This is a genomic window from Roseburia sp. OM04-10BH (genome assembly GCF_003462605.1).
Taxonomy (GTDB): domain Bacteria; phylum Bacillota; class Clostridia; order Lachnospirales; family Lachnospiraceae; genus Roseburia_C; species Roseburia_C amylophila.
Map to the genome: position 1 here is coordinate 1 of NZ_QTZI01000006.1, position 24,430 is coordinate 24,430.

21 protein-coding genes, 4 tRNA genes and 3 pseudogenes are annotated in these 24,430 nt (G+C 38.3%); 21 read left to right on the forward strand and 7 right to left on the reverse strand.

All coding sequences use genetic code 11. From position 1 onward, the window contains the following. The first annotated feature begins 107 nt into the window (after positions 1-107). Positions 108-180, forward strand: a tRNA-Asn gene (locus tag DXB43_RS07470). A 211-nt stretch (positions 181-391) separates the two neighbouring features. On the opposite strand, the pseudogene DXB43_RS15890 reads toward DXB43_RS07470, so the two are convergent. The 3 genes and pseudogenes from DXB43_RS15890 to DXB43_RS07485 form a co-directional block, all read right to left on the reverse strand. Beyond that, positions 392-562 (reverse strand): annotated as a pseudogene (locus DXB43_RS15890) (IS91 family transposase); the annotation flags it as partial. A 282-nt stretch (positions 563-844) separates the two neighbouring features. Further along, positions 845-1,639 (reverse strand): ABC transporter permease, encoded by a 795-nt coding sequence (locus DXB43_RS07480; protein WP_117947245.1) that lies wholly within the window; start codon positions 1,637-1,639, stop codon positions 845-847. A gap of 1 nt (position 1,640) precedes the next feature. Further along, positions 1,641-2,534, reverse strand: a complete 894-nt coding sequence (locus DXB43_RS07485; protein WP_117947246.1) for an ABC transporter ATP-binding protein — start codon at positions 2,532-2,534, stop codon at positions 1,641-1,643. Positions 2,535-2,780: 246 nt separating this feature from the next. On the opposite strand from DXB43_RS07485, the gene DXB43_RS07490 reads away from it, so the two are divergent. Together DXB43_RS07490 and DXB43_RS07495 are read left to right on the forward strand one after the other, a co-directional pair. After that, positions 2,781-2,852, forward strand: a tRNA-Glu gene (locus DXB43_RS07490). Between the two features lie 69 nt (positions 2,853-2,921). Next, positions 2,922-2,992: transfer RNA gene (locus tag DXB43_RS07495), tRNA-Cys, on the forward strand. Positions 2,993-3,130: 138 nt separating this feature from the next. On the opposite strand, the gene DXB43_RS07500 is transcribed toward DXB43_RS07495, so the two are convergent. Further along, complete coding sequence (locus tag DXB43_RS07500; RefSeq protein ID WP_117842179.1) at positions 3,131-4,009, reverse strand: LysR family transcriptional regulator; 879 nt, start codon at positions 4,007-4,009, stop codon at positions 3,131-3,133. Between the two features lie 675 nt (positions 4,010-4,684). Here DXB43_RS07500 and DXB43_RS07505 point away from each other — a divergent pair. The 3 genes from DXB43_RS07505 to DXB43_RS07515 are packed head-to-tail and all read left to right on the forward strand — an operon-like array spanning position 4,685 to position 8,350. After that, positions 4,685-5,251: a phosphoribosyltransferase family protein gene (locus DXB43_RS07505; protein ID WP_117947247.1), complete on the forward strand. Its 567-nt coding sequence runs from the start codon at positions 4,685-4,687 to the stop codon at positions 5,249-5,251. Next, positions 5,235-6,941 (forward strand): adenine deaminase C-terminal domain-containing protein, encoded by a 1,707-nt coding sequence (locus DXB43_RS07510; protein WP_117947248.1) that lies wholly within the window; start codon positions 5,235-5,237, stop codon positions 6,939-6,941. Before DXB43_RS07505 ends, DXB43_RS07510 begins: the two co-directional genes overlap by 17 nt. 26 nt (positions 6,942-6,967) lie before the next feature. Then, entirely contained in the window at positions 6,968-8,350 is a 1,383-nt protein-coding gene (locus tag DXB43_RS07515; protein WP_117699227.1) for an NCS2 family permease, read from the forward strand. 76 nt (positions 8,351-8,426) lie between these two features. Here the strand turns inward: DXB43_RS07515 and DXB43_RS07520 are convergent, their stop codons facing one another. Next, complete coding sequence (locus DXB43_RS07520; RefSeq protein WP_117947249.1) at positions 8,427-8,996, reverse strand: hypothetical protein; 570 nt, start codon at positions 8,994-8,996, stop codon at positions 8,427-8,429. 189 nt (positions 8,997-9,185) lie between these two features. Between DXB43_RS07520 and DXB43_RS07525 the strand changes: the two genes are divergently transcribed. Together DXB43_RS07525 and DXB43_RS15450 are read left to right on the forward strand one after the other, a co-directional pair. Beyond that, positions 9,186-9,256: transfer RNA gene (locus DXB43_RS07525), tRNA-Cys, on the forward strand. 48 nt (positions 9,257-9,304) lie between these two features. Beyond that, complete coding sequence (locus DXB43_RS15450) at positions 9,305-9,505, forward strand: hypothetical protein (RefSeq protein ID WP_118542276.1); 201 nt, start codon at positions 9,305-9,307, stop codon at positions 9,503-9,505. 125 nt (positions 9,506-9,630) lie between these two features. On the opposite strand, the pseudogene DXB43_RS15895 reads toward DXB43_RS15450, so the two are convergent. Continuing rightward, positions 9,631-9,897, reverse strand: a pseudogene (locus tag DXB43_RS15895) (DUF624 domain-containing protein); the annotation flags it as partial. A 26-nt stretch (positions 9,898-9,923) separates the two neighbouring features. Continuing rightward, positions 9,924-10,973 carry a LacI family DNA-binding transcriptional regulator gene (locus DXB43_RS07535; RefSeq protein ID WP_117947250.1) on the reverse strand — a complete coding sequence of 350 codons (1,050 nt, stop codon included), beginning with the start codon at positions 10,971-10,973 and terminating at the stop codon, positions 9,924-9,926. Between the two features lie 260 nt (positions 10,974-11,233). Between DXB43_RS07535 and DXB43_RS07540 the strand changes: the two genes are divergently transcribed. The 13 genes and pseudogenes from DXB43_RS07540 (at position 11,234) to DXB43_RS07600 (ending at position 24,374) form a co-directional block, all read left to right on the forward strand. Further along, positions 11,234-12,694 carry a glycoside hydrolase family 32 protein gene (locus tag DXB43_RS07540; protein ID WP_117947251.1) on the forward strand — a complete coding sequence of 487 codons (1,461 nt, stop codon included), beginning with the start codon at positions 11,234-11,236 and terminating at the stop codon, positions 12,692-12,694. A gap of 1 nt (position 12,695) precedes the next feature. Further along, positions 12,696-13,985 carry an ABC transporter substrate-binding protein gene (locus DXB43_RS07545; RefSeq protein ID WP_117947252.1) on the forward strand — a complete coding sequence of 430 codons (1,290 nt, stop codon included), beginning with the start codon at positions 12,696-12,698 and terminating at the stop codon, positions 13,983-13,985. Between the two features lie 87 nt (positions 13,986-14,072). Continuing rightward, a complete protein-coding gene (locus DXB43_RS07550; RefSeq protein ID WP_117947253.1) occupies positions 14,073-15,005 on the forward strand; it encodes a carbohydrate ABC transporter permease in 933 nt (310 codons plus the stop codon). Further along, positions 15,002-15,829: a carbohydrate ABC transporter permease gene (locus tag DXB43_RS07555; protein WP_117947254.1), complete on the forward strand. Its 828-nt coding sequence runs from the start codon at positions 15,002-15,004 to the stop codon at positions 15,827-15,829. Before DXB43_RS07550 ends, DXB43_RS07555 begins: the two co-directional genes overlap by 4 nt. Positions 15,830-15,849: 20 nt before the next feature. Beyond that, positions 15,850-16,956 (forward strand): glycoside hydrolase family 172 protein, encoded by a 1,107-nt coding sequence (locus DXB43_RS07560; RefSeq protein WP_117947327.1) that lies wholly within the window; start codon positions 15,850-15,852, stop codon positions 16,954-16,956. 24 nt (positions 16,957-16,980) lie between these two features. Further along, positions 16,981-18,462 carry a glycoside hydrolase family 32 protein gene (locus tag DXB43_RS07565; RefSeq protein ID WP_117947255.1) on the forward strand — a complete coding sequence of 494 codons (1,482 nt, stop codon included), beginning with the start codon at positions 16,981-16,983 and terminating at the stop codon, positions 18,460-18,462. Positions 18,463-18,581: 119 nt separating this feature from the next. Next, a complete protein-coding gene (locus DXB43_RS07570) occupies positions 18,582-19,550 on the forward strand; it encodes a PfkB family carbohydrate kinase (RefSeq protein ID WP_117947256.1) in 969 nt (322 codons plus the stop codon). 146 nt (positions 19,551-19,696) lie between these two features. Further along, complete coding sequence (locus tag DXB43_RS07575) at positions 19,697-20,179, forward strand: RNA polymerase sigma factor (protein ID WP_117947257.1); 483 nt, start codon at positions 19,697-19,699, stop codon at positions 20,177-20,179. Continuing rightward, positions 20,169-21,395: a hypothetical protein gene (locus DXB43_RS07580; RefSeq protein WP_117947258.1), complete on the forward strand. Its 1,227-nt coding sequence runs from the start codon at positions 20,169-20,171 to the stop codon at positions 21,393-21,395. The genes DXB43_RS07575 and DXB43_RS07580 overlap by 11 nt, the downstream gene beginning before the upstream one ends. A 156-nt stretch (positions 21,396-21,551) precedes the next feature. After that, positions 21,552-21,800: pseudogene (locus DXB43_RS07585) on the forward strand (Gfo/Idh/MocA family protein); the annotation flags it as partial. Between the two features lie 128 nt (positions 21,801-21,928). Next, the gene (locus DXB43_RS07590; protein ID WP_117947259.1) at positions 21,929-22,399 is read left to right on the forward strand and encodes a phosphohydrolase; all 471 of its coding nucleotides are present in this window, start codon (positions 21,929-21,931) and stop codon (positions 22,397-22,399) included. Continuing rightward, positions 22,393-23,151, forward strand: coding sequence for a putative ABC transporter permease (locus DXB43_RS07595; protein WP_158567206.1), 759 nt, complete (start codon positions 22,393-22,395; stop codon positions 23,149-23,151). The genes DXB43_RS07590 and DXB43_RS07595 overlap by 7 nt, the downstream gene beginning before the upstream one ends. A gap of 323 nt (positions 23,152-23,474) precedes the next feature. Further along, entirely contained in the window at positions 23,475-24,374 is a 900-nt protein-coding gene (locus tag DXB43_RS07600) for an Rpn family recombination-promoting nuclease/putative transposase (RefSeq protein WP_117947261.1), read from the forward strand. Positions 24,375-24,430: the final 56 nt, after the last annotated feature.

Below are 24,430 nucleotides of genomic sequence, written 5' to 3' on the forward strand. Positions count from 1 at the left end.
GCTTGACCAAAGCAACTCGGAAACAATCTGTATGAAGTTTTGAAGGTATGTACCTTTAACAATGACGTTACCTGATTTCAGGCGAACGTCATTCTTTAACTTAATAATCCTCGATAGCTCAGTTGGTAGAGCACGCGGCTGTTAACCGCGCTGTCGTAGGTTCGAGTCCTACTCGGGGAGCTGATTGCTCGATAGCAGATTTTGCTATCGAGTTTTTTACTTTACAGGAAATTTCTCAAATCTCAGAAATAGTATTATAATAAACTGGAAATAAAAAATGACATGACAAAAGAGCGAATGGTAAATAGTGCAGTTTTTTTGTGGTAAACTTCTAAAACCAACATAGAAGTACCACATTCGGAATAACAGAGAGGGTCGTATCCGAAAGAGAGAAGAATGGAGTGAAGTTTTCCGTTTTATTCATTTTAGAAAAAATACGAAGGACAACATCGCGGACAGAATGGAATAAGCAATCTAAGAGAGATCTGTCTTTGAGAAAATAAGCACGTAGCTCTTCCGGGATAGTGAAAACACAATGACGGTGAACACAGGCAACAAGCTTACAGGGCAAATGAAAAATGGAAATTGTCATAGGTGTAAGAAATGGCGTTAAAAAGCAGCATTAGAAGTAACGTTAAGAAATAGCACTATAAGTATCACTGAAGAATAGCGTTAAAAAATAGCACAAAAAAACGCCCACAGATAACATCATGATATGATGAACTGATTTTGCTCATGATATCATGACATATCTGCGGGAGTTTTTTATGCTGCTTAGCATCCGTAAGAAGCTGCCGGTAGCAAGTTCTTATGGTGAATAACTCATAAAGAGTTTTTCATATAGTTACACTTCATTGCGTCTTCCTACGAAGATACTGATTACATAGAACAGTACCGCATAGATAAGGAAGCAAATGAGGCAGCGTGTAATCATATTCGAAGCCATAAGGTCTGTTGCAGTTTTAACCATACAGTTATCCAGCCAGTAGTCGGCAAAATCAAAGGATTTCTTGTGGGTCAGGGTGTCTGCCAGTGAGATTATCATGGATAAAACCAGTGGACCGATGATACCGACTGCAATGGAACCGCCTGTTTTCTTAAATAGAACTGCAATCAGGAAGAAAAGGGAGGTATATGCAAAGTTACCAAGAAGCTGTAAAAGCAGGGTTATAACCAGATCTCCTGTGGTACCGGAAAGGCTTCCAACTTCCCAGAATGCAGTGCCGGCAAGGAATCCGGTAAGCCAGCAGACAATGGTATAAACCGTTGTGGCAGCTAAGGATACCATGTATTTTACCGCATAAATGCGGGTGCGGCTGTAGCCTCTTGCAATGATATTTTTTAAAGTGCCATTGGTGTAGTCGCTGCATACAAAGAGGGAAAGAAATACAGCCAGTACAATCGTAAAGTTGCTGGAAGATACTGCACCAACCAGCATATAGATGCCAGTATAAAGAAATCCATCATCAGAAGCACTTACGGTTACGCCGCCAGTTTCCATATTTCCCTGTGATAAACTGTAAATCATATTTAATGTTACTGCGGTCAGAAGAATTAATCCGATTAACACACAGCCACAGATGTAAAAGCTCTTCTGACGGAATAATTTTCGAAATTCAAATCTAAATAATTGTCCCATATTAACCACCTATCCGTTTCATAAAGTATTGTTCAAGTCCTTCTGCATGCACCCAGAAACTATTTACCGCAACGCCCTGTTGAACCAGACGTTTGTTTAATTCAGCGGCTTCCTCAAGATGTGAGGAGAGAATCACCTGATTGCCGGCAATGCGAATCTGTTCTGCCGGAATAGTTTCTGCAAAAATAGTGGCTGTTTTCTGCACATCATCTACTGTAAAAATCAGTTTGTGCTGGCAGCGTTCATTTAATTCTGCAGCAGTAACTTCTTCAATCAGCATACCGTCGTTGATAATTCCATATCTGGTAACGATTTTGGACAGCTCATCTAATAAGTGGCTGGAAATGAGAATTGTAATATTTTTCTCATGATTCAGCTTTAAAATCAAATCACGGACTTCCTTCATTCCGGCAGGGTCAAGACCGTTTACCGGCTCATCTAAGACTAAGAACTCCGGATTGCCGAGAAGTGCAATGGCAATACCAAGACGCTGGCGCATTCCAAGGGAAAATTTGCCGGCTTTTTTATTACCGGTATCAGCAAGCCCAACCAGAGAAAGGATTTCCTTAATCTCTGCATCGGTGCCACCGTAAATTAAGGAAAACTGCTTTAAGTTTTCATAGGCGGTACAGTTTTTATAAAGTCCAGGTGCTTCGATTAAAGAACCGATTTTGCGTCTGGCTTTATCGAAAGGCTCGCCGTCAAATAATTTGATTTCTCCTTTGGTAGGGAAAGCAGTACCTAGAACAAGGCGCATGAAAGTTGTTTTTCCGGCACCGTTTTTTCCAATGAATCCGTAAATATCACCTTTGTGAATGGTCATATTTACATTATTTACAGCCATCTTCTTACCGAATTGCCGGGAAAGATTCGTTGTTTGCAATATTGTTTCCATAAACATATCTCCTTTTTTATTTGTATTACTACAATAATACACTAAGACAGTAATGTCAAGAAGAAAATTTTAAAAGATAGACAGAAAGAGAAAAGAAGTGTACCCTTAAAGAGAATAATTTTGAGGCAAAATTTTGAGCAAAATTACCCCAGCAAAATTATGACGAATAATTCGTAAAAAACGCTTTACATCACCACTACTCTATGGTATACTAAAACACGTTCTGACGGTCGTTGGAACTTATCTGGCTCCGTGGTCAAGCGGTTAAGACATCGCCCTTTCACGGCGGTAACACGGGTTCGATTCCCGTCGGAGTCACTACACGAACAGAATATGAGGCATAAAAAATGTGCCACTGCATATACTGGAAGTGTTACAACAGAATATGGCGACATAGCCAAGTGGTAAGGCACGGGTCTGCAACACCCTTATCACCAGTTCGAATCTGGTTGTCGCCTCTTTCAAGAGAATCTTTTATAGATTCTCTTTTTTTTACGCGAGTAGCGAGAAAAATCGCATGCTTGCATGCAGATTTGGCGAGCACCGCGATAACTCGAGAAACTCGCAAAGCGTGTTTCTCGTAGTTGGCGAGCACCTTAAGAAACTTCAATACCATGCACCTGCAAAAATTCCTTCGCAATCTTCGAAAGGTGCCGGTCTTTGCTGATAATAAAAGCACTCATAATATAGAGGTTTTCATCGGAAATATATTTGATGCACATATCCTTAATTTCACGTATGTCCTCTTTCGTCAGGGAGACTAAGGCTACACTTCCAAAAGAACGCGCCCATTCAATGGCAGTGGTTTTCGGAGAAGTAATCATGGAAACATTTGGCGAAAGAAGATAGTGTCCAAAAGAAGCATAAACAATATCCAGACAGTCAAAAGGAATTGCCAGCGGGTAGTTGGCAAGGTCCGGGACAGAAAGCTTTCCTTTGATTTTAGCCAGGGGATGGTCTTTTGGAAACAGTGCAACAATATCCTCTCTTTCATAGGGATAAAGTGTAAGCGCACCATGTCCGGGTGCGGCAGAGCGAATCAGCCCAATCTCTGTAATTCCATTTAAGACATTCGGAATAACAAATTCGCTTGGAATCTCATAAAAGTCATAATTTACTTTCGGGTGCTTTGCGATAAAGGCATCAAAAAATTTGTGCAGAAAATAAGGAGAGTTACCGGCTGGAATTGAAATCTTCAACAGTTCAGAGAAGCCGGCTTTCTGGTTCAGCAATTCATTTCGCAAGCCCTCTTCCATCATGCAAATCTCTTTGGCACGTTTGTAAAAGATTCTTCCTGCATCCGTCAGCTCTAAGGAACGGTTTCCCCGGAGAAGAAGCTTCGCACCATAGGTTTTCTCAATATTTTTTAGCTGGTTACTCAAAGAAGGCTGTGCAATCAGAAGCTTATTGGCAGCCGCTACGATACTGCCGCAATCTACAATGGTTACAAAGTTACGGTAGGAGTCTAATGTCATAATAAAATACCTCTTTTGTTTTGTAGGAATCATTTGAAAATATAATTTATGTGGTTTGTAGGGGGGATTGTAAAAAATATAGGATTTCCAATATAGTTCCGGGTATGCAGGGAAGATTATTTTTGATATGAAATGCCGCAGTTCTAAAGCACATGTTTTTCTTTCTGTTATCAAAACAGTCTTTCCAATGTTTGACATGATAACTGCCCGGTTCGCCGAAGTACGGATGCATTTTAAGGGCTGTTAGGGGCACTTGAAATTTCGTCTGGCATTCGGCAACGCTGGCACAGGGAAGTGCCAGCGAGGCGCATATGAACATGGATGTGAATTTGCGCCGGTTGCCAGGCTTATTCAGTTATAGGTCGAAATTCTTAGTGCCCCTTGCAGACATTTCATATCAGATAAAATAATCTTCCTGCATAACCGGCTAATTATATTGAAGTAAATATTTTTTCAATCTTCCTCCACACAATATAATAAAAATATTATAGAAACCAAGTAAAAATAGTATTTTTATTATAAAACGATTTCTATTATAATGCAAATGTATGTAAAGCAAAGGTGCAATACGGGGACGTGTTGTACCTTTCGTGTTTTTCATAGTTACAATACATCCGAAGGGGACAGAACATTCTCCGATGGATATATAATGATGGATAAGAGGATATAGATAAAATGGAACATTATGATTTAGAAGTATGTGGTCTGAAACGTGAACTGCCTTTTGTTAAACTGTCGGATGGAACAGCGTATGCAAGTTTTGTGGTAATCAGTGATACAGAGCTGATTGAGAAAGCAGGAAAGGAACTGGCGGCATTTGCCAATGGAGCGGAAATTATTCTGACCATTGAAGCAAAGGGAATTGCCCTGGCGTACGAGATTTCAAAGCAGCTTCATATGAAGGAATTTGTGGTAGTCCGGAAAAGCGTGAAGTCCTATGTGAAATCATTTATTCAGGATGCAGTGCATTCCATTACAACAGAAGGAAATCAGGACATTTTTCTGGATGAAACGGATGCAGAGAAGTTAAAGGGAAAGAAAGTTGCAATTGTGGATGATGTGATTTCAAAAGGAGAATCCCTGGCTGCGGCAGAGCGTCTGGTGCAGAAAGCCGGAGGTAAAGTTTGCAGCAGGCTTGCAATTCTGGCAGAGGGAAAAGCGGCAGAGCGGACAGATATCACATTTTTACAGAAACTACCATTATTTCAGAAAGGAAAAGAATCTTATGAGCCTGTTGATTAAGCATGCAGCAATTGCAGATGTGTTGGAAGATGAGATAAAAACCGGGGATATTTATATCAGAAATGGTCGTTTTGAGAAAATTGCAGAGCACATTGATGCCGGTGAAATAGAAGAAAAGGAGCATCTTACGGTAATCAATGGGGAAGGGCTTACTGCCCTGCCGGGATTAATTGACGCCCATACCCATGTGGAGCTTAGCATGTTAAGCAGTGCATCTTTTGCAGAGGCACTGATACAAAACGGAACCACAGCAGCAGTCTTAGACCCTCATGATGCAGTAAATGTCTTAGGACATAAAGGTGCAAAATATCTGATGGAAGAGATGAAGGAGACAGAGCTTACACCGGTCTGGATGGCATCTCCCTGTGTTCCGTCAGCACCGGGATATGAAGACTGTTATGGACAGGTGATGCTTTCCGATGTCAAAGTGATGGTGGAAGAATATGGCATGTATGGAATTGCAGAAGCCATGGATTATAACAGGGTCATTGCAAAAGAGGCTTCCTTAAAAGAAATTTTAGATTATGGCAAAGAAAAGAAATTAAAAATTGACGGGCATGCACCGGGTGTCATAGGAAAGAATCTGGATACCTATATTGCAGCAGGCGTAAGCTCCGACCATGAGAGTGTAACGGTAGAGGAAATGTTAGAAAAATTCCATAAGGGAATGTATGTTATTATCCGCCGTGGTTCCTTAAAAGAGCCTGCAAGTGCAAAAGAATTTTTAGATAAAGCAGGAGACAGCGACCATATTTTACTTTCTACTGATGGCTGTATTACAGCGAAAGATATGGCAGAGCATGGACATATGAACTATGCACTGGCGCAGATTGTGGAAGAAGGTGTGGAGCCGCTTCAGGCAATCAAGCTTGCAACGATTTATCCGGCAGCAGCCTATGGCTTAAAAGACAGAGGTGTCATTGCAGAGGGATATCGTGCAGATATGATACTTGTGAAGGATTTAACAGACTTTAAGGTGCAGGATGTTATTGTAAATGGAGAAATCGCAAAAACTTCCTATCCGAGAATGGATTATCCGAAAGAAGTGATCCATTCCATAAAGCGGGATGATTTAAAAGAAGGAGAACTTACGATTCCATTGCCGGAAGGCTGCATAGATGGCGAAGTAAAAGTCAATATTGTAAAAATCGTGGACGGAACCTTAGAGACAATTCACGAAGAGAGAAAGCTTCCGGTAAAGAACGGTGCACTCATTTTAGAGGATGACTTAATGTATTGTGCAGTAGTAGACCGTTACCGGAAAGATGGTTCCATCGGAATCGGTATCATCAGTCAGGCAGGAGCCCTGCAGGGAGCATTTGCCGGTTCGGTAGGACAGGATACCCAGAATCTGATTGCATTTGGAACTTCTCTTTCGGATATGACGCTGGCATTTAATCAGGTGATTGCAAAACAGGGTGGTCTTTCTTATGTAAGGGATGGAGAAGAAAAACAGTTTGTAGGACTTCCGGTACTTGGCATATTAAGCCAGAAGCCAATGGAGGCATTTGTAGAGGAAACAGATAGACTTTTAGCTGATTTATGGAAACACGGCTGTATCCTTAAGAATCCAATCCTCACCATGAGTCTTCAGATTTCCCTTGCCGTCATTCCGGAGATGGCAATTACCAACCGGGGATTATTAGATATTATAAATAATCGATTTATTCCAGTCTGTGAACTGGTTTAGATAAAACAAAAGAAAGGACGTTTATTATGGAAAAGTTTTTCAAACTGAAAGAAAATGGTACCAGCGTAAAAATCGAGTTTATTGCAGGTATCACAACATTTGTTACCATGGCTTACATCATCATGGTAAATCCGGCAATGCTTGCCACACCTTTTGAAGGAACCGATATGTATGATAAGGTATTCAACGGCGTATTTTTTGCCACCTGTCTGTCTGCATTTTTAGGAACCTTCTTAATGGGAGTTCTTGCCAGATTGCCGTTTGCCCAGGCACCTGGTATGGGAATGAACGCATTTTTTACTTACACCGTAATGCTTGGCATGGGTTATTCCTATGAAGCATCACTGGCAATGGTATTCATTTCCGGTGCATTATTTATTCTGATTACTTTATGTTCCTTCCGGGAAAAAATTGTAATGGCAATTCCGAAAAATATAAAAGTTGCCATATCGGTAGGTATCGGATTGTTCCTTGCATTTATCGGCTTCCAGGATGCTGGTCTTATTGTAGGAAATGAAAGTACCATGGTATCGTTGGTGGATTTTTCTACTTTTTCTGAAAATCCGGTGGCCTGCTGGGGCGCAATTTTAGCCTTCTTTGGAATCGTACTTACCACCGTTCTTTATAAGAAAAAAGTAACCGGTTCTATTTTAATCAGTATTTTTGTAGTAACTATTCTTGGAATTTTCACCGGAAATACGGTATTTGATGGCTTCCAGATTAACTTTGGTGCCCAGGTAAAAGATTTTGCAGATGTTTCCTTATTCGCATGTTTCCGCGGTTTCCGAGAATTATTTATGGGAAGCTCGGTAGGACAGGCAATTTTAACTTTGATCATGCTGATTATCACTTTCTCCATGGTTGACATGTTTGATACCATCGGAACCTTAATCGGAACTGCAAAATCAGCAAATATGTTAGATGAAGATGGAAATATTCCAAATGCAAAGAAGAGCCTTCTCTGTGATGCAATTGCAACGGTTGGCGGTTCTATATTTGGTACTTCCACCGTTACCACTTATGGTGAATGTATCTCCGGAATCAGCGTAGGAGGAAGAACCGGACTGACTTCTGTATTTACAGCAATCATGTTCTTAGCAGCAATCATCTTTGCTCCGTTTGTAAGCATCATCCCATCCTGTGCAACAGCACCGGCATTAATCTTCGTAGGTGGTCTTTTGTTAAGTGCCATCAAAGATATGGAATTTGATGATGTATCTGAAGCAATTCCGGCATACTTGGCATTAATCATGATGCCGCTTACCTACTCCATCGCAAACGGAATTGCCGTTGGATTAATTGCTTATACATTAATTAAAATCTTTACCGGAAAGTTCAAGGAGTTAAATATTATCACAGTAGTATTATCCGCACTCTTTGTTATCCGTTATCTGATGATTTCCTTATAATCTTTTGAAGAACTGCATAAGAAAAGCGCAGGGCAATGAATGCTCTGCGCTTAAATTTTTTCGCTATGTAATAATTCTACTGTGGCTGATTTGGATTCTGCTGCTGACCATTGAACTGCTGCTGACCATTGAACTGCTGTGACTGTCCGTTGAACTGCTGCTGTCCGTTGAACTGCTGCTGTCCGTTAAACTGCTGCTGTCCGTTAAACTGCTGCTGTCCATAATAAGCCTGCTGTGCCTGATTTACCTTTGGAGCTACAATGCCGTAAGCCCAGTTTGCAAGTCCGTTTAATCCAGGAACGTTTGCTTCGTTTCCTTTGGCTGTGTTTACAAGAGCCATGATACAGAAAATCAGAACTACAAGGCTTACAATACCATCGATGACAGAAATTGCTGTTCCCCATACAGAACCCATAAGAGGTATCTGGTATAAGAAATCGAAAATGTTTAAAATACCATTTACGATATCTGCAAAGATACATAAGAAAAATGCCTGAATTACCTGACGGGAAGCCCATTCATTTTTCTCCACGATGAGAACGAAACCAGTCAGTAATGCAAGAACAGTGCTGTATCCTAAGAATGCAAGGATAAATGCGGCTACTGCATAAAATGATAATCTGATTCCTAACTTACCTTTTTCCATTATATTTGTTCCTCCTAAAAATGGTTTAATATTTTATAACATTATAAGTATACTGTTCTTATGTAAAAAAAGCAAATAAATTTGCATGGAATTGTGTAAAAAGCAGGTAGAAATCTGTGAATTCTCTCTTGACGGATTCGCACGGCTTTGGTAAACTATATGAGTGTGAATTGACACAATTAAATATGCGGCGTCTTAGCCAAGTGGTAAGGCACGGGTCTGCAACACCCTTATCGCCGGTTCAAATCCGGCAGACGCCTTTTTAAAGAGAACCGAAGAGGTTCTCTTTTTTTAATAGTAGTTGCAATATGAAAGTATGTAGAAATGAAATTCCGGAAAAGCCTATTATAATAAAAGCTGCTAACACATATCCGGTTATTTTTGGTAACAATATGGGAATAGAAACTGGTAGTGCATTTATGCAAATACATAAAAAAGTAGCTGGAAGATATTTAAAAGTCAATATAACTGCATTTTTTACGGTATGTTTTAAAGTAGTTCTGTATTGATCCGGAAGAAAAAATGCATAAATAAGAAATCCCTGCAATAACAACAAAATAAGAAATTGTATACAGAGAGTGAGAGACCTGAAAAAGGTTTCTGGCATAAAAGGTAAAATGTATAAGTTAATCAGACAAAATATAAATAAAATCATTACAGGTAACCAAAGAAGAATATTCTGCTTTAAATTTTTTTTCCAAAAGAAAAAATAAGTTCTTGCAATATAGGATTCTGTATTTTGTGAAAGTTTTAAATTTGTTTGATAAAGGGCGTAAAAGGATACCCCGATTGTAATGATAGGAAGGGATGTAATAATGAATAAAAAATTTAAAGCAATTAAACTGGTAAATTTGTTGATAAATCGAAAAAATTTACCATCAAGTGAAAAGAAGTTTTCCATAGTATAATATCCTTTCAAAATTAATTCTATATTGTGGAATCCCGGATAATAAGTTTTGTTTCATATTCCATATATGAATGAGGAGAGTTTGGGTATTGTATCCGCTCTAACATCTGGCGGGCTGCAGCAATACCAAGGTATTTTTTCGGAGTCTGTATTGTAGTGAGAGAAGGTGTAATCCTTTCAGAAGCAGGAATATCATCAAATCCTACTACACTTACATCTTTTGGAATCTGATAACCCAAAAATTGAAGAGCATATATTAATTGGATTGCTGTACGGTCATTCCCGCAAATAAATACATCCGGAACAGAAGCCATCTTTTGTAATTTTTTAACGACTATTTGAAAGTCCTGAAATTCATCAGAAGTTTCTGTTAATAAGCAATGTTTCCGGTCTAGTTCCAGGTGATTATCAGAAAGACATTCTTGTAATGCATCAAAACGTTCCTGAAAGCCTCGTCCGACATTTGCGGAATAAATATCTCCAACAAAGGCAAAACGCTCGGCACCCTTGGAAATTAAATGATTTACAATCCGGTGAATATTTCTTTTGTTTTCCATAGTAACAATATCTATCATATCTAAAGCAGGATTATAATCCTTTGGTAAATCAACAGTAATAATTGGAAGATTATATTGTAACAATGCATTGCAGATAGCCCCATCACAAATTTCCACAAGAATAATACCTTTAATGGAAGGATCTTTTAATGCAGTAGGAAAATCCATTTTTTTCAAATCACTTTCAGACATGATTCCAATTACAAGATGATAATGTGCATTAGATAAGATGGATTCAATACCTGTTAAAACCGCAGTCCAGAATTCAGAGTCTGGTGCATAGGTTTTGGTAAGAAACAGGATAGAACCATTATTCACATTAGATGGAGAAGTAACATCTCCCGATTCGGAAAAAAGTTCTTTGTTTATGTTATTGTAATTCAGTTCTCTGGCTTTATTTAAAACCCGCTGCTTTGTTTTCGAAGAAACTTCATTACTGTTTTTTAAAGCTTTAGCAACAGTATTTCTGGATAAGTTTAATTCTTCGGCTAATTGTTTAATCGTGCATTTCATACTTCCACCTCCAGATTTATTGTAACACTTTATTAAGAATAAAGGAAGAAGAAAATGTGCGAAAAATAAAAATGCACGAAATGCACAAAATAACAATGAAAAGATGTATAACATGTATAAAACAACAGTTTTTATTATGTAAAAAAAATAGAAAATGATAAAATTGAGAAGGGTATGTTGAAAATAAATAGTGCATATGCTAAAATTTGAGCATAAAAAGAACGAGAAAAAACATGCAAATAGTGCAAAGAGAGGTGCATATGAAAAAATTATTGTACAGACCAAAAGATGCATGGGTTGGAGATTTAATACCGTATTATGAAAATGGAACTTTTTATGGTTATTATCTGCATGATCCAAGAATCAGAGACAAGGAGTATGCAGAAGAAACTACCTGGCATCTTGTAACAACAAAAGACTTTGTAAATGTGGAATACAAAGGGGAAGCAATCAAGAGAGGAGGAGATGACAAGCCAAATAAGAATGCTTACACTGGTTCCGTAATAAAAGACAAAGAAAATCTTTATCATGCATTTTTTACTGCGTATAATGAAGATATAAAAATTAATGGAAAAAGTGTACAGTCTGTAATGCAGGCAGTAGGAACAGATTTAGAACATCTTAATACGGTAGAAGAATTTTTGTTTGTTTCTGATGGAAAGCAATATGAAGAATTTGACTGGCGGGATCCATTTGTATACTGGAACGAAGAAGATGAATGTTATGACATGCTTCTGGCTTCAAGAATTAAAGGAGGAGGTGAATTAAGGGGAGGCTGTATTGCATTGTGTAAGTCAAAGGATTTGAAACAATGGACCTATGAAAAACCGTTTTATGCCCCTGGCATGTATATCACCATGGAATGTCCTGAAATTTTCAAGATGGGAAATTACTGGTATCTGGTTTTCTCCACTTTTTCGGATCAATTTACTACACATTATAGAATTTCAAAAAGTCCAAACGGACCATGGGAAATTCCTGAAGATGATGTCTTTGACACCAGATCAGATTATGCAATCAAAACCGCATCAGATGGACAGCGAAGATTTGCATTTGGATGGATTGCAAGCAAATATGGAAATAAAGATTTTGGACCATGGGAATGGGGTGGAACAATGGTGTTCCATGAATTGATTCAGAATCCGGAAGATGGAACATTAAAAGTCCGGGTTATTCCAGGTGTGAAAGAGTTCTATGATGAAGTACAGGATATGAAACCAGCAGCAGGCTATAATAGCCAGATAATAAAGACAGAAAAAGGAATTCATGTAATAAGTGATACCTTAGGCTCCGGTGTCTATGAAATTCCGGAAGATTGCTTTTCAATTGAAATGGATGTCTGTGTGAAGCGGGGACATGAATTCGGAATAGCGTTACATGTTGATTCTGAAATGGAAAAGGGTTATTTTTTAAGAATGAATCAACGGAAAAAGGAAGTAGCATGGGATATGTGGCCACGTTCAGAAAAGGGCATCTATCAGTGGCAGATAAAAGGTGATGTACCATACCAGATAGAAACATCCAGAAGGCTTCCGGATGCAGATGAATATCATTTACTGATAATAAGAGAAGATGATATCTGTATTGTGTATATTAATGATGAAATTGTATTATCTACCAGAATGTATGATCACAAAGGTGGCTATGCCGGTGTTTATGTGGTACAGGGAGAAGTGGAATTAAACAATTTTGTGATAAAAACAAGAAAAGAGAGGGATTAAAATGAAAAAGAGAATGATGAGTATTTTATTGTTAGCAACAATGGTAACAGGGTTGATTGCAGGCTGTGGTTCTACAAAAAAAGAAGCAAAAAATGATGATGATGTGGTAACTGTTACGTGGATGACATCAAGACCTGTGGATGGTGAAATAGATCAGGTAATGCATGAAATTGCAGATCAGTACAGTAAAGAAAAAGGCGGAAAGTGGAAAATTGAATTTGAAACAACAGCGGACAGACCTTCCTATTTACAGAAATTAAAGACATTAATTGCCGGAGGCAATATGCCGGATATAATTGATATTGATGCCGATCCATATTGTCAGGAGCTGGTAGATGCAGGAATGTTAGTAGATGTAAAACAATTTTTAAAAGATAATGACAGATATGATGATTTCTATCCGATTGCATTAAAATATCAGGAATTTACAGATGGTTCCATGTATACTTTACCATTAGAATATCATGTGGAAATGACATGGTATAACAAAGAAATTTTTGAACAGTATAATCTGACACCACCAACTACCATGGATGAGTGGCTGAATGTATGTAAAACCTTAAAAGATAATGGAATTACACCGATTTCAGTAGATGGTGTTGACAGATGGCCGGTACAGAGATACTTAGCAATGCTTCCATTTAGAGAAACCGGAAATGATTTTATCATTAATTTAAGAGATGGAAAAGAGAAAATGGACAGTGAAACCGGAAGAGAAGCAGCAGAATTTATGAAAGAAATGGGTCAGTATTTTAATGATGGATTTGCTGCAACAGACTATGCAACAGCACAATCAATGTTTTTAGATGGAAAATCTGCAATGTATTATATTGGTGACTGGGAAATCGGCGCTATGCAGGATGCATATGAGCAGGGTAAAATTGATTATTTTTATCTTCCTACTACTGAAGGTGCAAAAACACAGCCAAATGAATTTTGTATAAATTCTGGAATTGGTATGGCATTTAATGCAGAAACATTTGATGAAAAAACAAAAGATTTTATCTTATATGTAATTGATAATTATGGTAAATTATATGCTGGAAAACAGCAGATGTCTCCAATTAAAACCGATTTACCGGATGATGTTGAATACTCAGATCTTTATCTGAAAATTCAGGAAGATATGCAGTCTACAGGTGAAAACTTCCTGAAGCCTTGGGATACATACCTTGATTCCAATACCAATACCGTTATGCAGGATAATTTATTATTGCTGGCATCCGGTGATTTATCAGTAGACGATTTTTGTAAACTGGTAGATGATTCTATTGCAGAATATACAAAATAAGTAAATGACATATCGAGATATGTATTATCATGATTGGTAATACATATCTCGTAACAGATTTATATAAATGAAAAGGAAGGAGTTATAATGGGCGTTATAAGAAACAAAAAGGCCTTTCTGGCATTTTTACTTCCAGGATTATTGTTCTATATTTTGGCAGTATTTTATCCAATAGAAGAGTCTATTCGATTAAGTTTTATGAAATGGGGAGGAATAGGAAAAAAGCAGTTTGTCGGATTGAAAAATTATGTGACTATGTTTCACGACGAAGTTTTTTATAAGGCATTTTTTAACAATCTGATTTACCTTGTTATTGTAGTTTCCATGCAATTATTAATTGGACTGTTTTTTGCAATATTGCTGACATATATGACAAAGCATGTGACACTGGTTAAAACGTTGTATTATGTACCATGTATTATTACAACAGTTGCTATCACACAGCTTTTTAGAAGTATGTACTCAACAGAGCCTATGGGATTATTGAATCAGATATTACAAAAAGTAGGTTTAGGTGGAATGGTAACGTCCTGGCTTGCGAAAGTAAGTACTGTATTACCAGCTGTATCCATACCGGAAGGATGGAGATTTACTGGAATGTATATGGTTATATTTTATGCTGCACTGGTTTCATTAGATCCTTCTGTATATGAGGCTGCCAAAATAGATGGCGCTTCTGAAATGCAGATATTATTTAAAATTAAAATGCCATTGATAAAAGATATTATACTTCTGACTTTGACGATGTGTTTGACAGGAGCATTAAGAGGATTTGATATTCCATTTTTATTGACAAGTGGTGGACCGGGAAATGCCAGCGAATTAATGTCTACATATATGTATAAAAAGGCGTTTTCAAGTAACCAGTATGGTTATGGTAGTACTTTAGCGGTGTTTATTATTATTGAAAGTATTTTAGTTGTTTATATTTTAAGAAAAATTTTTACTTCAAAGGAACAAAAAGAAGAAAAAAGAATTGAAAAAGAACGCATCAGAAGGAATAGGAGGGGAAATCATTGAAGAAAAAAATAATAAAAATAATATTTGCAGTATTGATTATTCTCTTCTTAATCATTCAGATATATCCGGTCATATGGTTGTTTGTTGCAAGTGTGAAACCAACCGTAGAGTTGTCAGCAGCTCCATTTGCATTTCCAAAGAGTATTACGCTGGAAAATTTTTCTAAGGTTTTATCAGATGGTAAAATCGGTATGTATATGTGGAATAGTTTAAAGGTGACCGTTATTTCGCTGATTCTGATTGTAGTATTAAGTTCTACTGCAAGATATGCATTGTCAAAATTTAAAGTAAGAGGAACAAAAACAATTTATTCTTTCTTTACATTTGGAATTATGGTTCCAGTACAGATTACATTAATACCATTATTTATTTTTTATAGTAAACTAGGTATTTTAAATACAAGTTTTTCTTTAATATTACCACAGGTAGGATTTGCATTACCTTTATCAGTTATGATGTTTGTAAGTTTTTACGAATTTGTTCCGAATGAATTGATAGAGGCAGCGGTTGTTGATGGGTGTTCACCGCTTCGGACTTTTATTCAGATTGTGTTCCCATTAGCAAGAAATACCGTTATTACAATTGCTTCCATGTATAGTATTCTGATTTGGAATGACTTTATTTTTGCAAATACATTTATTAGTGATACTTCAGCCAAGACAGTGGCAATGGGATTAAAAGATTATGTCGGAGCATTTGGAAATGTGGACTGGGGTTCAACATTTGCTGCAATAGCAATTTCAATTCTTCCTCCACTGGTAATCTATTTTGCATTAAATAAATGGGTAACAGCTGGAATGACTATGGGTGCAACGAAAGGATAAGGTATAAAATGGATAAAAATATGATTATGCTGCCAGGAACAGCAGCAATGCTTCCCTATCTGACACATGGAAAAAGCAGGGCGATTAATGCTGAAAACAGGACGGGAGAAAAGGGAAAAGGTGGTATGGCAGCCAGCGGTCTCGGAAAATCAAGAAAAGGCAGTCCTTGTTTGAATGATATCCAGCCGGGAGAGACGGTCGTTTTAGGAGAAATAGATGGTCCGGGAATTATTCATCATATATGGATAACAACGGATAATAAAACGTCAGAAGGAGATTGCTTCGTTCTTAGGGACCTGGTTCTCAGAATGTATTGGGATGGCGAGGAAAATCCATCCGTAGAAGCACCGTTAGGGGATTTTTTCTGTTGTGGATTTGGAAAAGAGTGTTATATTAATTCCAGTCTTATAACAGTTGTTCCATCCAGAGGGTTAAATTCTTATATTCAGATGCCATTTAAAAAGAGAGCAGTTATTACATTAGAAAATCAGCATGCAAATGCAATTCCGGCTTTTTTTTATCAGATTGATTATAATTTATACAATTATCTGCCAGAAGAAACGGAATATTTTCACGCAAGCTGGAGGAGAGAAGCTCTTACCGAGCTGGGAAAAGATTATGTTATTGCAGATGGAATAAAAGGTAGTGGTCATTATATCGGTACATATATAGCATTGTCTACACTTCAAAGATATTGGTGGGGTGAAGGAGAAGTAAAGTTTTATATTGATGGAGATGAACAATATCCAACAATCTGTGGAACCGGAATGGAAGATTATTTTGGAGGTTCCTGGAGTTTTGCCAGACATGAAAACGGAAAAACGATAGAACAGACATATACAACTCCTTTTCTTGGATATCCATATTATTCAAGGCATGATGATCTGGTAAATAATTTATATCATAATGATGATTGTCCACCAATGCGCGGTTTTTATCGCTGGCATGTCATGGATCCAGTATTTTTTGATGAGGAGCTTAAGGTTACTGTGCAACAGATTGGTGTTGGACATAAAGGTTTATTTGAACGTCAGGATGATTTGTCAAGTGTTGCATACTGGTATCAGAAGGAACCACATAATGTTTTTTCAAAGCTTCCTGAGAAAGAAAAAAGATGGCCAAGATAGAAAAGGGAGCAGAAAGGTCAATTGATGTCAAAGGAAAAAATGCTTCAGGAAATTGAACGGGCACAAATAGTAATTAATCAGAATAAAGAAAAAGTTTCACAGGGAAAAATGAGGCAGAAATACCACTTTATGGCAGAAACGGGATGGATTAATGATCCAAATGGATTGATATATTTCAAAGGAAAGTATCATTTTTTCTATCAGTATAATCCATATCAGAGTTTTTGGGAAAATATGCACTGGGGACATGCTGTCAGTGATGATTTGATTCATTGGGAGTATCTTCCGGTTGCATTAGCACCAAGTGAACCTTATGAAGATCATTTGAAGGGTGGATGTTTTTCCGGAAGTGCAATTGAATTTGACGGAAAGCTATATTTAATATACACAGCAGCAACGAATCATGGAAATGGATTTGTCCAGACACAGTGTGTTGCTTATAGTGAAGATGGTATTCATTTTGAAAAATATGAAAAAAATCCAGTTTTAACAGCACCGGAAGGGATTTCGTCAGATTCCTTCCGGGATCCCAAGGTATGGAAACACGAAGACAGCTATTATATGGTATGCGGAGCTTCAAAAAATCAAAAAGGACAGGCGTTATTGTATCGCTCAGAAGATTTGATACATTGGACATTTATAAATGTATTAGCAGAAAGCAGGGGAGAATGGGGAACCATGTGGGAATGTCCTGATTTCTTTCGTATAGGAAACCGGTATGTTTTAACTTTTTCACCTATTGATGCAGGAGAGAGGACTTGTGTGTATTTAACCGGTTCGTTTGATTATGATACCGGCAGGTTTGATTATGATGTTTCAGGAGAAATTGATTGGGGTTTTGATTATTATGCACCACAATCATTTCAGGCACCTGATGGAAGAAGAATTATGGTTGCATGGGCAAATGAATGGGAATGGATGCCGTTTTTTAAAGACTGGGGACCGACTTACAGGGAAGACTGGTGCGGATTCTTTAATTTTCCGCGCGAAGTTAATATGACCAAAAGTGGAAGATTGAGTTTTGTTCCGATACGGGAGTTAAAAAAATATAGAAAAAAAACTGGTAAATATGTTCAGGACAAGTTGGTGATTTGTGATTCGCAACAAGAGTTAAAATCAGATGATGGAATAGCATTTGAGCTGAAATTTAATATAAATTTACGAGCGAGCAATGCACAGCAATTACTTGTAAAATTAAGATGCGATGAAATAAATCAAACAGTTTGTATATTTGATTTGAAGAACGGAGAATTAAAAGTAAATCGTAATAAGGCAGATGGATGGAGTAAAGGGATATCACACAGTATACTCTTTTTAAAAGAAAAAGATGTATTAGATGTTCATATTTTATCTGATCAAAGTTCCTTAGAATTATTTACTGATAATTATCAAAATAATCATTCTATGAATGTATTTGCGGGAAATGAACAAAATAAAATATATTTTCAGGCAGTAGAAGGAAGTGTTGTGCTGGAAAATGTAGAAGTGTATGGAATTGAACCGTGAAAAAATGAATTTCATTTCATGGTATGATGATATAGAAGAAAAGGAAATGATAAACCAGTTCGGAAAAGAACTGGTTTCATTTCTATAAAAAAAGGAAGAAATATAGGAGGAATCGTAATATGAAAAAGAGCTTTGATGTTATTGCATTGGGAGAATTATTAATTGATTTTACGATGAATGGACAGAGTGAACAGGGGAATGATTTGTTTGAAGCATGCCCTGGTGGAGCGCCATGTAATGTTCTGGCAATGTTAAATGAAATGGGAAAGAAAACAGCATTTATTGGCAAAGTTGGAAAAGACCAGTTTGGAAAATTGCTTCGAAATACGTTAAATGATATTGGAATTGATACCTCCAATCTTTTTACAGACAGTACTGTAAATACAACACTTGCATTTGTACATACATTTCCGGATGGTGACCGTAAGTTCTCTTTTTATCGTAATCCGGGTGCTGATATGATGCTGACAGAAGATGAAATTAATACAACATTTATTTCCCAGGCAAAAATTTTCCATTTTGGAACGTTATCTATGACACAGGATAGGGTAAGAGCTGCAACAAAGAAAGCGGTTAAAGCGGCAAAGGAGAGTGGAGCACTCATTTCATTTGATCCAAATTTAAGGGAACCTTTGTGGAGTTCATTAGAATTAGCCAAAGAACAGATGAATTATGGATTTAGTCAATGTGATATATTGAAAATCTCTGATAATGAGATTCAGTTTGTTACTGGAAAAGAAGATTATGATGAGGGAATCAGATGCCTTCAGGAAAAATATCAGATACCACTCATTCTCTTAACAATGGGAAAAGAAGGAAGCCGCGCTTATTATAAGGGAATGCGTGTGGAATGTAGTGGATTTTCTGTAAAGACAATCGAGACAACAGGTGCAGGAGATACGTTTATGGGAAGTGTGCTGAATTATCTTCTGGAACATGATTTTAATAATTTGACAGAAAAGCAGTTGGAGGAACTTTTAAAGCTGGCAAATGCAGCGGCAGCTATAGTGACAACCAGAAAAGGTGTTATCCGTGCAATACCAAAAAAGAGTGAAATAGAAGAACTGCTTCAAAGGAATATGTTATAATTTATAAAAAGATTTGAACAATAAAAAGAGCTGTGGCACAGTCAGAGGTTGGGTCGGTCAGCTCTTTTTTTGTAACCTTTTCCCATCCTCACTTGTATATATAGTGAAAGGCCTTTTAAACAGAAAAGAAATATGAGGGATCACTCATGAGAATAGTAACTGAGGTATTAGTGGAAAAGTATAAAGACCATTTATTTGCAGCGGCTTTCAATGTCTGTAAAAATGCAGCAGATGCCGATGATGTGGTGCAGGATACTTTTCTTCAATATCATACAACCAACAGACAATTTGAAAATGAGCAGCATATCAGAGCATGGCTCATTCGGGTGGCAATCAATAAAGCAAAGAATATATATCTTTCTTTCTGGCGGCAGAAGGGTGTGCCGTTAGAAGAATATATGGAGACACTGACATTTGAGACACCAGAAGCCCAGACACTGTTTACAGAAGTCATGAAGCTTCCAGAGAAGTATCGAATCGTCATACATTTATTTTATTATGAGGATTACACCATCCGGGAAATCGCGAAGATTATGAATGTGACAGAAAGCAACGTGAAGGTCAGGTTGACGCGTGGTCGCAGACTGCTCAGAAATGTATTAAAGGAGGAATGGGAAAATGACAGATAAAGAAAGATATAAACAGGCTTTTTCTTCTTTGCATGCCTCCGGACATATTTCTTTGGAGGTCAATATGAATCATAATAGAAAATTTCATCCAACACGTAAATTAATCGCAGCAAGTGCCTGCGCCATATTGTTGTTAGGTGGCAGCAGTGCCTATGCAGCGTATCATTTCCTAAGTCCGTCACAGATTGCGGATGAAGTAGCGGACAATGGAGCATTGAGCCGGGCATTTGCCGGAGAGGATGCGGTAAGCGTCAATGAGACACAGCAGAGCAATGGCTATGATATTACCTTATTAGGACTGGTGTCCGGAGAAAAATTAGAGCTTTGTGTACCACAGGAAACTCGGGAAAATGTCAGCAAATCACATACCTATGCAGCCATTGCCATTGCAAAAAGTGACGGAACGGATATGGAAGACCGCAATTTCTTTGTGGCACCGTTAATCAATGGTGTGTCTTTTTTGGATGCCAATGCAGCAACCATGGATGAGACACTTATCTGGTTCTGTAAAGACGGCGTTCTTTATGAGTTGATAGAATGCGATGATTTGGAAATATTTGCAGACCGTGGCGTACAGTTGGGAATCGTGGACAGCTTCGGGAGCGAAACGGCTGCATTTCGAATGGACAATGAAAGTGGCTTTTACCGTAAAGTGGAAGACTATGCTGGCACAATTGCACTTTTCGCCCTGCCATTAGATACCACTAAGGCAGACCCGGCGGCAGCGGAGGAGTACATTAAGAAGCTTGAAGAAGGAGCTGCGACAGGAGATGAGGCAGCAGATACGGAAGGAACTGCCGGCAGAGCAGAAGTTAGCATAATCACCGGAACAGAAAGTGAAGCTGCAGCGGGCTATATGAATCAGCAGGTCAGAGATTTCGTGGATGGCATTACAGCAGATAATTTATCGGATTATTTTGAAATCGTAAAGGATTATCCGGTATTTTCTGCTACACCGGACGAAAATGGCTGGGTAGATTTTGGAACACAGTATATTGAAAAAGAAGATTATGTTGCAAATGGCGGAAGCGGCGAAGTTTCCAACTGGCTTGCAGAGGATGAATATTTTAGCGTCAATGCGATTACCATGTCAGGAAACGATGGAAAAGAAGATGCTTCCACACTTCGGATTTCCGTTGTTTTCCGCAATGAAGACGGCAGTCTTACAGAAGCATTGTATCAGATCAAACCGGACTGCGTCGATTTGATAAAGTAAATTTAGTAAAGATATGACATAAAAAGAGGTTGTTACACCGGATAGATTTTTTACCAAAATCCGGCTGTGGCAGCCTCTTTTAAAATGCATTTTCTTATGATAAGATTATGGCAAAAATGAGAGCATTGCAAAGGTCTATGATTCCATAGATGAAGTTTTTTTAATATGAATCTTGCAGGCGGGGCAATGCTTGACATTGGCGTATATGCACTTTCTATTGTAAGAAGCTTCATGGATAAAAAGCCGGAAGAGGTTGTGAGCCAGAGAAAGGTATCACCAACTGGTTCAGATGAGCAGGCAACCATCTTATTAAAAAATGATTCAGACCAGATGGCAACAGTTGCGCTTTCCATGCATTCCAAGCAGCCAAAGCGGGCAATGATAAGCTGTGAAAAGGTGTTTTTATAGCTTTCAGGTATTTATAAAAAACACTCATGGTTACAGGTTAAGGAAATCGTAAGAATCCGGGCATTGACGTGACACATGATATTGATTAAGATGGAATAAGATGAGAGGTAAGGAAGTTAAAGAAAATGGAAGCTTATAGTAAAGATACTTATTTCATGAATATATTAAAGCAGGTTGAGGCAGAAACCAGAATTTTGCAGTCCAGGGAGCATATTCAGCATGGAACCACCACGGTATACGAGCATTGCGTTCAGGTGGCATATGAAAGTTACCTTTTTGCAAAAGAACATCAGCTTCAGGTAGAAATGGAGCAGCTGATCCGGGGTGCATTGCTTCACGATTATTTCTTATATGACTGGCATAACCAGCTGACGCCGCATCATCTGCATGGATTTTTCCATCCGGGTGTAGCACTGCGGAATGCCAGCATGGATGTGGAATTAACTCCGATAGAGCATGACATTATCAAGAAGCATATGTTTCCGCTGACGCTGGTGCCGCCGAAATACTTGGAAAGCTGGATTGTCTGCTGGATTGACAAGAGATGTTCTACCAGAGAGACCTTACAGCGCAGATGCAGGGAGGAAGTATGTTAGTACAGGTAAGAGAATTTATGGGCACATGCGGAAATGTGTTCCTGCATTTTCTGGTAGCCGGCAGAATTTATTTCCTTTGGTTTGTGATTTACAGTTCAGCAGGATGGCTTTATGAATCTGCCATTTGCTCCCAGATAAAATATCATAAATTTATCAACCGTGGCTACTTAAGAGGTCCGTGGATTCCGATTTATGGAGCGGGAGCAGTGCTTAATTACTGGCTCATCGGCTGGATTGGAAATGTGCCGGCAATCTTTGTGGCAGCCATGTTTACCTCCGGCGTAGTAGAGTATATTACTTCTTATGCGATGGAGCGTATGTTCCACAAACGTTGGTGGGATTATACCAGATACAGATATAATCTGAACGGGAGAATCTGTCTTTATGGCTGCATCATATTTGGAATCGGAAACGTGATACTGCTCCGCTTCGTTCATCCGGTAATCATGCAGCTTACCGCAGCAATTCCGGAGCTGGTGCTCACCAGAGTGGTACTTTTCCTATATATTCTCTTTGTAGTTGATGTGGTTTATACGACCGTACATATGGAAACCGTCCGTGCAAGAATGGAAAAGCTGGCACGGCAGATGCGGGACCGGAAAGAATGTTACCTTTATATGGCAGGGGAGCAGAAGGAGTACTGTAAAATTTACTTCGAAGAGAAGAAGGAGCGTTGCAGCAGTTTTGTAGAAGAACGGAAAGAACTGTGTGTTCAATATGTGGAGAAAGTGAAAGACCGGTTCCGGGGGTAGAAGCCTTCGGTACCGGTTTTATAAATATTTTACTTGTTTTCTTCAAGGGCATTTGTTACAATCAACACAAAGCATATATTCTGATTTTCGAGTGGCAAAAGCCAATCTAAATTTCTGGTATCAATTCAATGAATTCTATGCTTTTAAATTCTAATTACAATTAACGAACGCATAGTGCATTGGATAGGTGGAATTTTAGAATCGGAAATGAGATTAAGATAACAGTACCTGACAAATAAGTTTGAACGATATGAAAATTCGTTCTTACGAAAAGCCAAGTATATCATCCTGCTTTTCCTTGCACTATGGGAAAAGGAGGAAACATGAAAACTTTAGAAGAACTGAATCTGGTGGATGACTTTCTGGTAAACAGCCTGACCAGCCACAAAATTTACGGGGAACAGTCGGCGAGGTACATTTTGGAATGCATTCTGCGTCGGCAGATAGGAAAGCTTACAGTAGTGCCGCAGCGCTTCTTCTGTGGAGAGAATACAGAGACTCACGGCATTCGGCTGGATGTATATCTGGATGAAGAGAACGGAGAAATCTTTGATATAGAACCAGACCAGAATGATGGAAAAGAAGAAATCGTATCACTGCCCCGAAGAGTTCGGTTTTACCATGCGAAGATTGACGCAGGAAATCTGACAGCAGGGGATACCTATGGGAGTCTTCGGAATGTCATCGTAATCTTTATTACAACTTATGATCCCTTTGGACTGAATCGTATGGTGTATACAATCAAAAATGGATGTATCGAAGTACCGGAATTAGAATATGAGGATGGCGCACAGACGATATTCTTGTATACAAGAGGAAGGGAAGGAAATCCGCCGGAGGAATTAAAACAGCTACTGCATTACATGGAGCATTCATCCATAGAGAATGCTCCATCTGAAAACTTGAAAAAGTTACATCGGATGGTAACGGCAGTTAAGCGGGATGGAGAGGTAGGTCTTGCATATATGAAGAGTTTTGAGAGAGAAGAGCGGATTCGAAAACAAGGCGAAGCAGAAGGAAGAAAAGCCGGACTGGAAGAAGGTAAGAAAGCTGGTTTAGAAGAAGGCTTGCAGGAGGGAAAAGAAGTAGAAATCATAAAGCTCGGTAGTAAATTTGGAAAATCAGATGCCGAAATCCTGGCATTGCTGCAGGAAGAATTACAGATAACGGAAGAGCAGGCAAAACAGGTATTAGAAAAGTATGGAAAGACTTTGGATTTATAAAGCGATAAGATTCAGAAAGAAATAGCGGGTTATAGGACAAAAAAGAGTTGTATCGT

What these genes read in the sequence shown, in the direction of transcription:
- DXB43_RS07480 (WP_117947245.1), bottom strand. Translation starts at nt 1,639, where the DNA reads ATGGGACAATTATTTAGATTTGAATTTCGAAAATTATTCCGTCAGAAG.
- DXB43_RS07485 (WP_117947246.1), bottom strand. Translation starts at nt 2,534, where the DNA reads ATGGAAACAATATTGCAAACAACGAATCTTTCCCGGCAATTCGGTAAG.
- DXB43_RS07500 (WP_117842179.1), bottom strand. Translation starts at nt 4,009, where the DNA reads ATGACATTAGACTCCTACCGTAACTTTGTAACCATTGTAGATTGCGGC.
- DXB43_RS07505 (WP_117947247.1), top strand. Translation starts at nt 4,685, where the DNA reads ATGGAACATTATGATTTAGAAGTATGTGGTCTGAAACGTGAACTGCCT.
- DXB43_RS07510 (WP_117947248.1), top strand. Translation starts at nt 5,235, where the DNA reads ATGAGCCTGTTGATTAAGCATGCAGCAATTGCAGATGTGTTGGAAGAT.
- DXB43_RS07515 (WP_117699227.1), top strand. Translation starts at nt 6,968, where the DNA reads ATGGAAAAGTTTTTCAAACTGAAAGAAAATGGTACCAGCGTAAAAATC.
- DXB43_RS07520 (WP_117947249.1), bottom strand. Translation starts at nt 8,996, where the DNA reads ATGGAAAAAGGTAAGTTAGGAATCAGATTATCATTTTATGCAGTAGCC.
- DXB43_RS15450 (WP_118542276.1), top strand. Translation starts at nt 9,305, where the DNA reads ATGAAAGTATGTAGAAATGAAATTCCGGAAAAGCCTATTATAATAAAA.
- DXB43_RS07535 (WP_117947250.1), bottom strand. Translation starts at nt 10,973, where the DNA reads ATGAAATGCACGATTAAACAATTAGCCGAAGAATTAAACTTATCCAGA.
- DXB43_RS07540 (WP_117947251.1), top strand. Translation starts at nt 11,234, where the DNA reads ATGAAAAAATTATTGTACAGACCAAAAGATGCATGGGTTGGAGATTTA.
- DXB43_RS07545 (WP_117947252.1), top strand. Translation starts at nt 12,696, where the DNA reads ATGAAAAAGAGAATGATGAGTATTTTATTGTTAGCAACAATGGTAACA.
- DXB43_RS07550 (WP_117947253.1), top strand. Translation starts at nt 14,073, where the DNA reads ATGGGCGTTATAAGAAACAAAAAGGCCTTTCTGGCATTTTTACTTCCA.
- DXB43_RS07560 (WP_117947327.1), top strand. Translation starts at nt 15,850, where the DNA reads ATGATTATGCTGCCAGGAACAGCAGCAATGCTTCCCTATCTGACACAT.
- DXB43_RS07565 (WP_117947255.1), top strand. Translation starts at nt 16,981, where the DNA reads ATGTCAAAGGAAAAAATGCTTCAGGAAATTGAACGGGCACAAATAGTA.
- DXB43_RS07570 (WP_117947256.1), top strand. Translation starts at nt 18,582, where the DNA reads ATGAAAAAGAGCTTTGATGTTATTGCATTGGGAGAATTATTAATTGAT.
- DXB43_RS07575 (WP_117947257.1), top strand. Translation starts at nt 19,697, where the DNA reads ATGAGAATAGTAACTGAGGTATTAGTGGAAAAGTATAAAGACCATTTA.
- DXB43_RS07580 (WP_117947258.1), top strand. Translation starts at nt 20,169, where the DNA reads ATGACAGATAAAGAAAGATATAAACAGGCTTTTTCTTCTTTGCATGCC.
- DXB43_RS07590 (WP_117947259.1), top strand. Translation starts at nt 21,929, where the DNA reads ATGGAAGCTTATAGTAAAGATACTTATTTCATGAATATATTAAAGCAG.
- DXB43_RS07595 (WP_158567206.1), top strand. Translation starts at nt 22,393, where the DNA reads ATGTTAGTACAGGTAAGAGAATTTATGGGCACATGCGGAAATGTGTTC.
- DXB43_RS07600 (WP_117947261.1), top strand. Translation starts at nt 23,475, where the DNA reads ATGAAAACTTTAGAAGAACTGAATCTGGTGGATGACTTTCTGGTAAAC.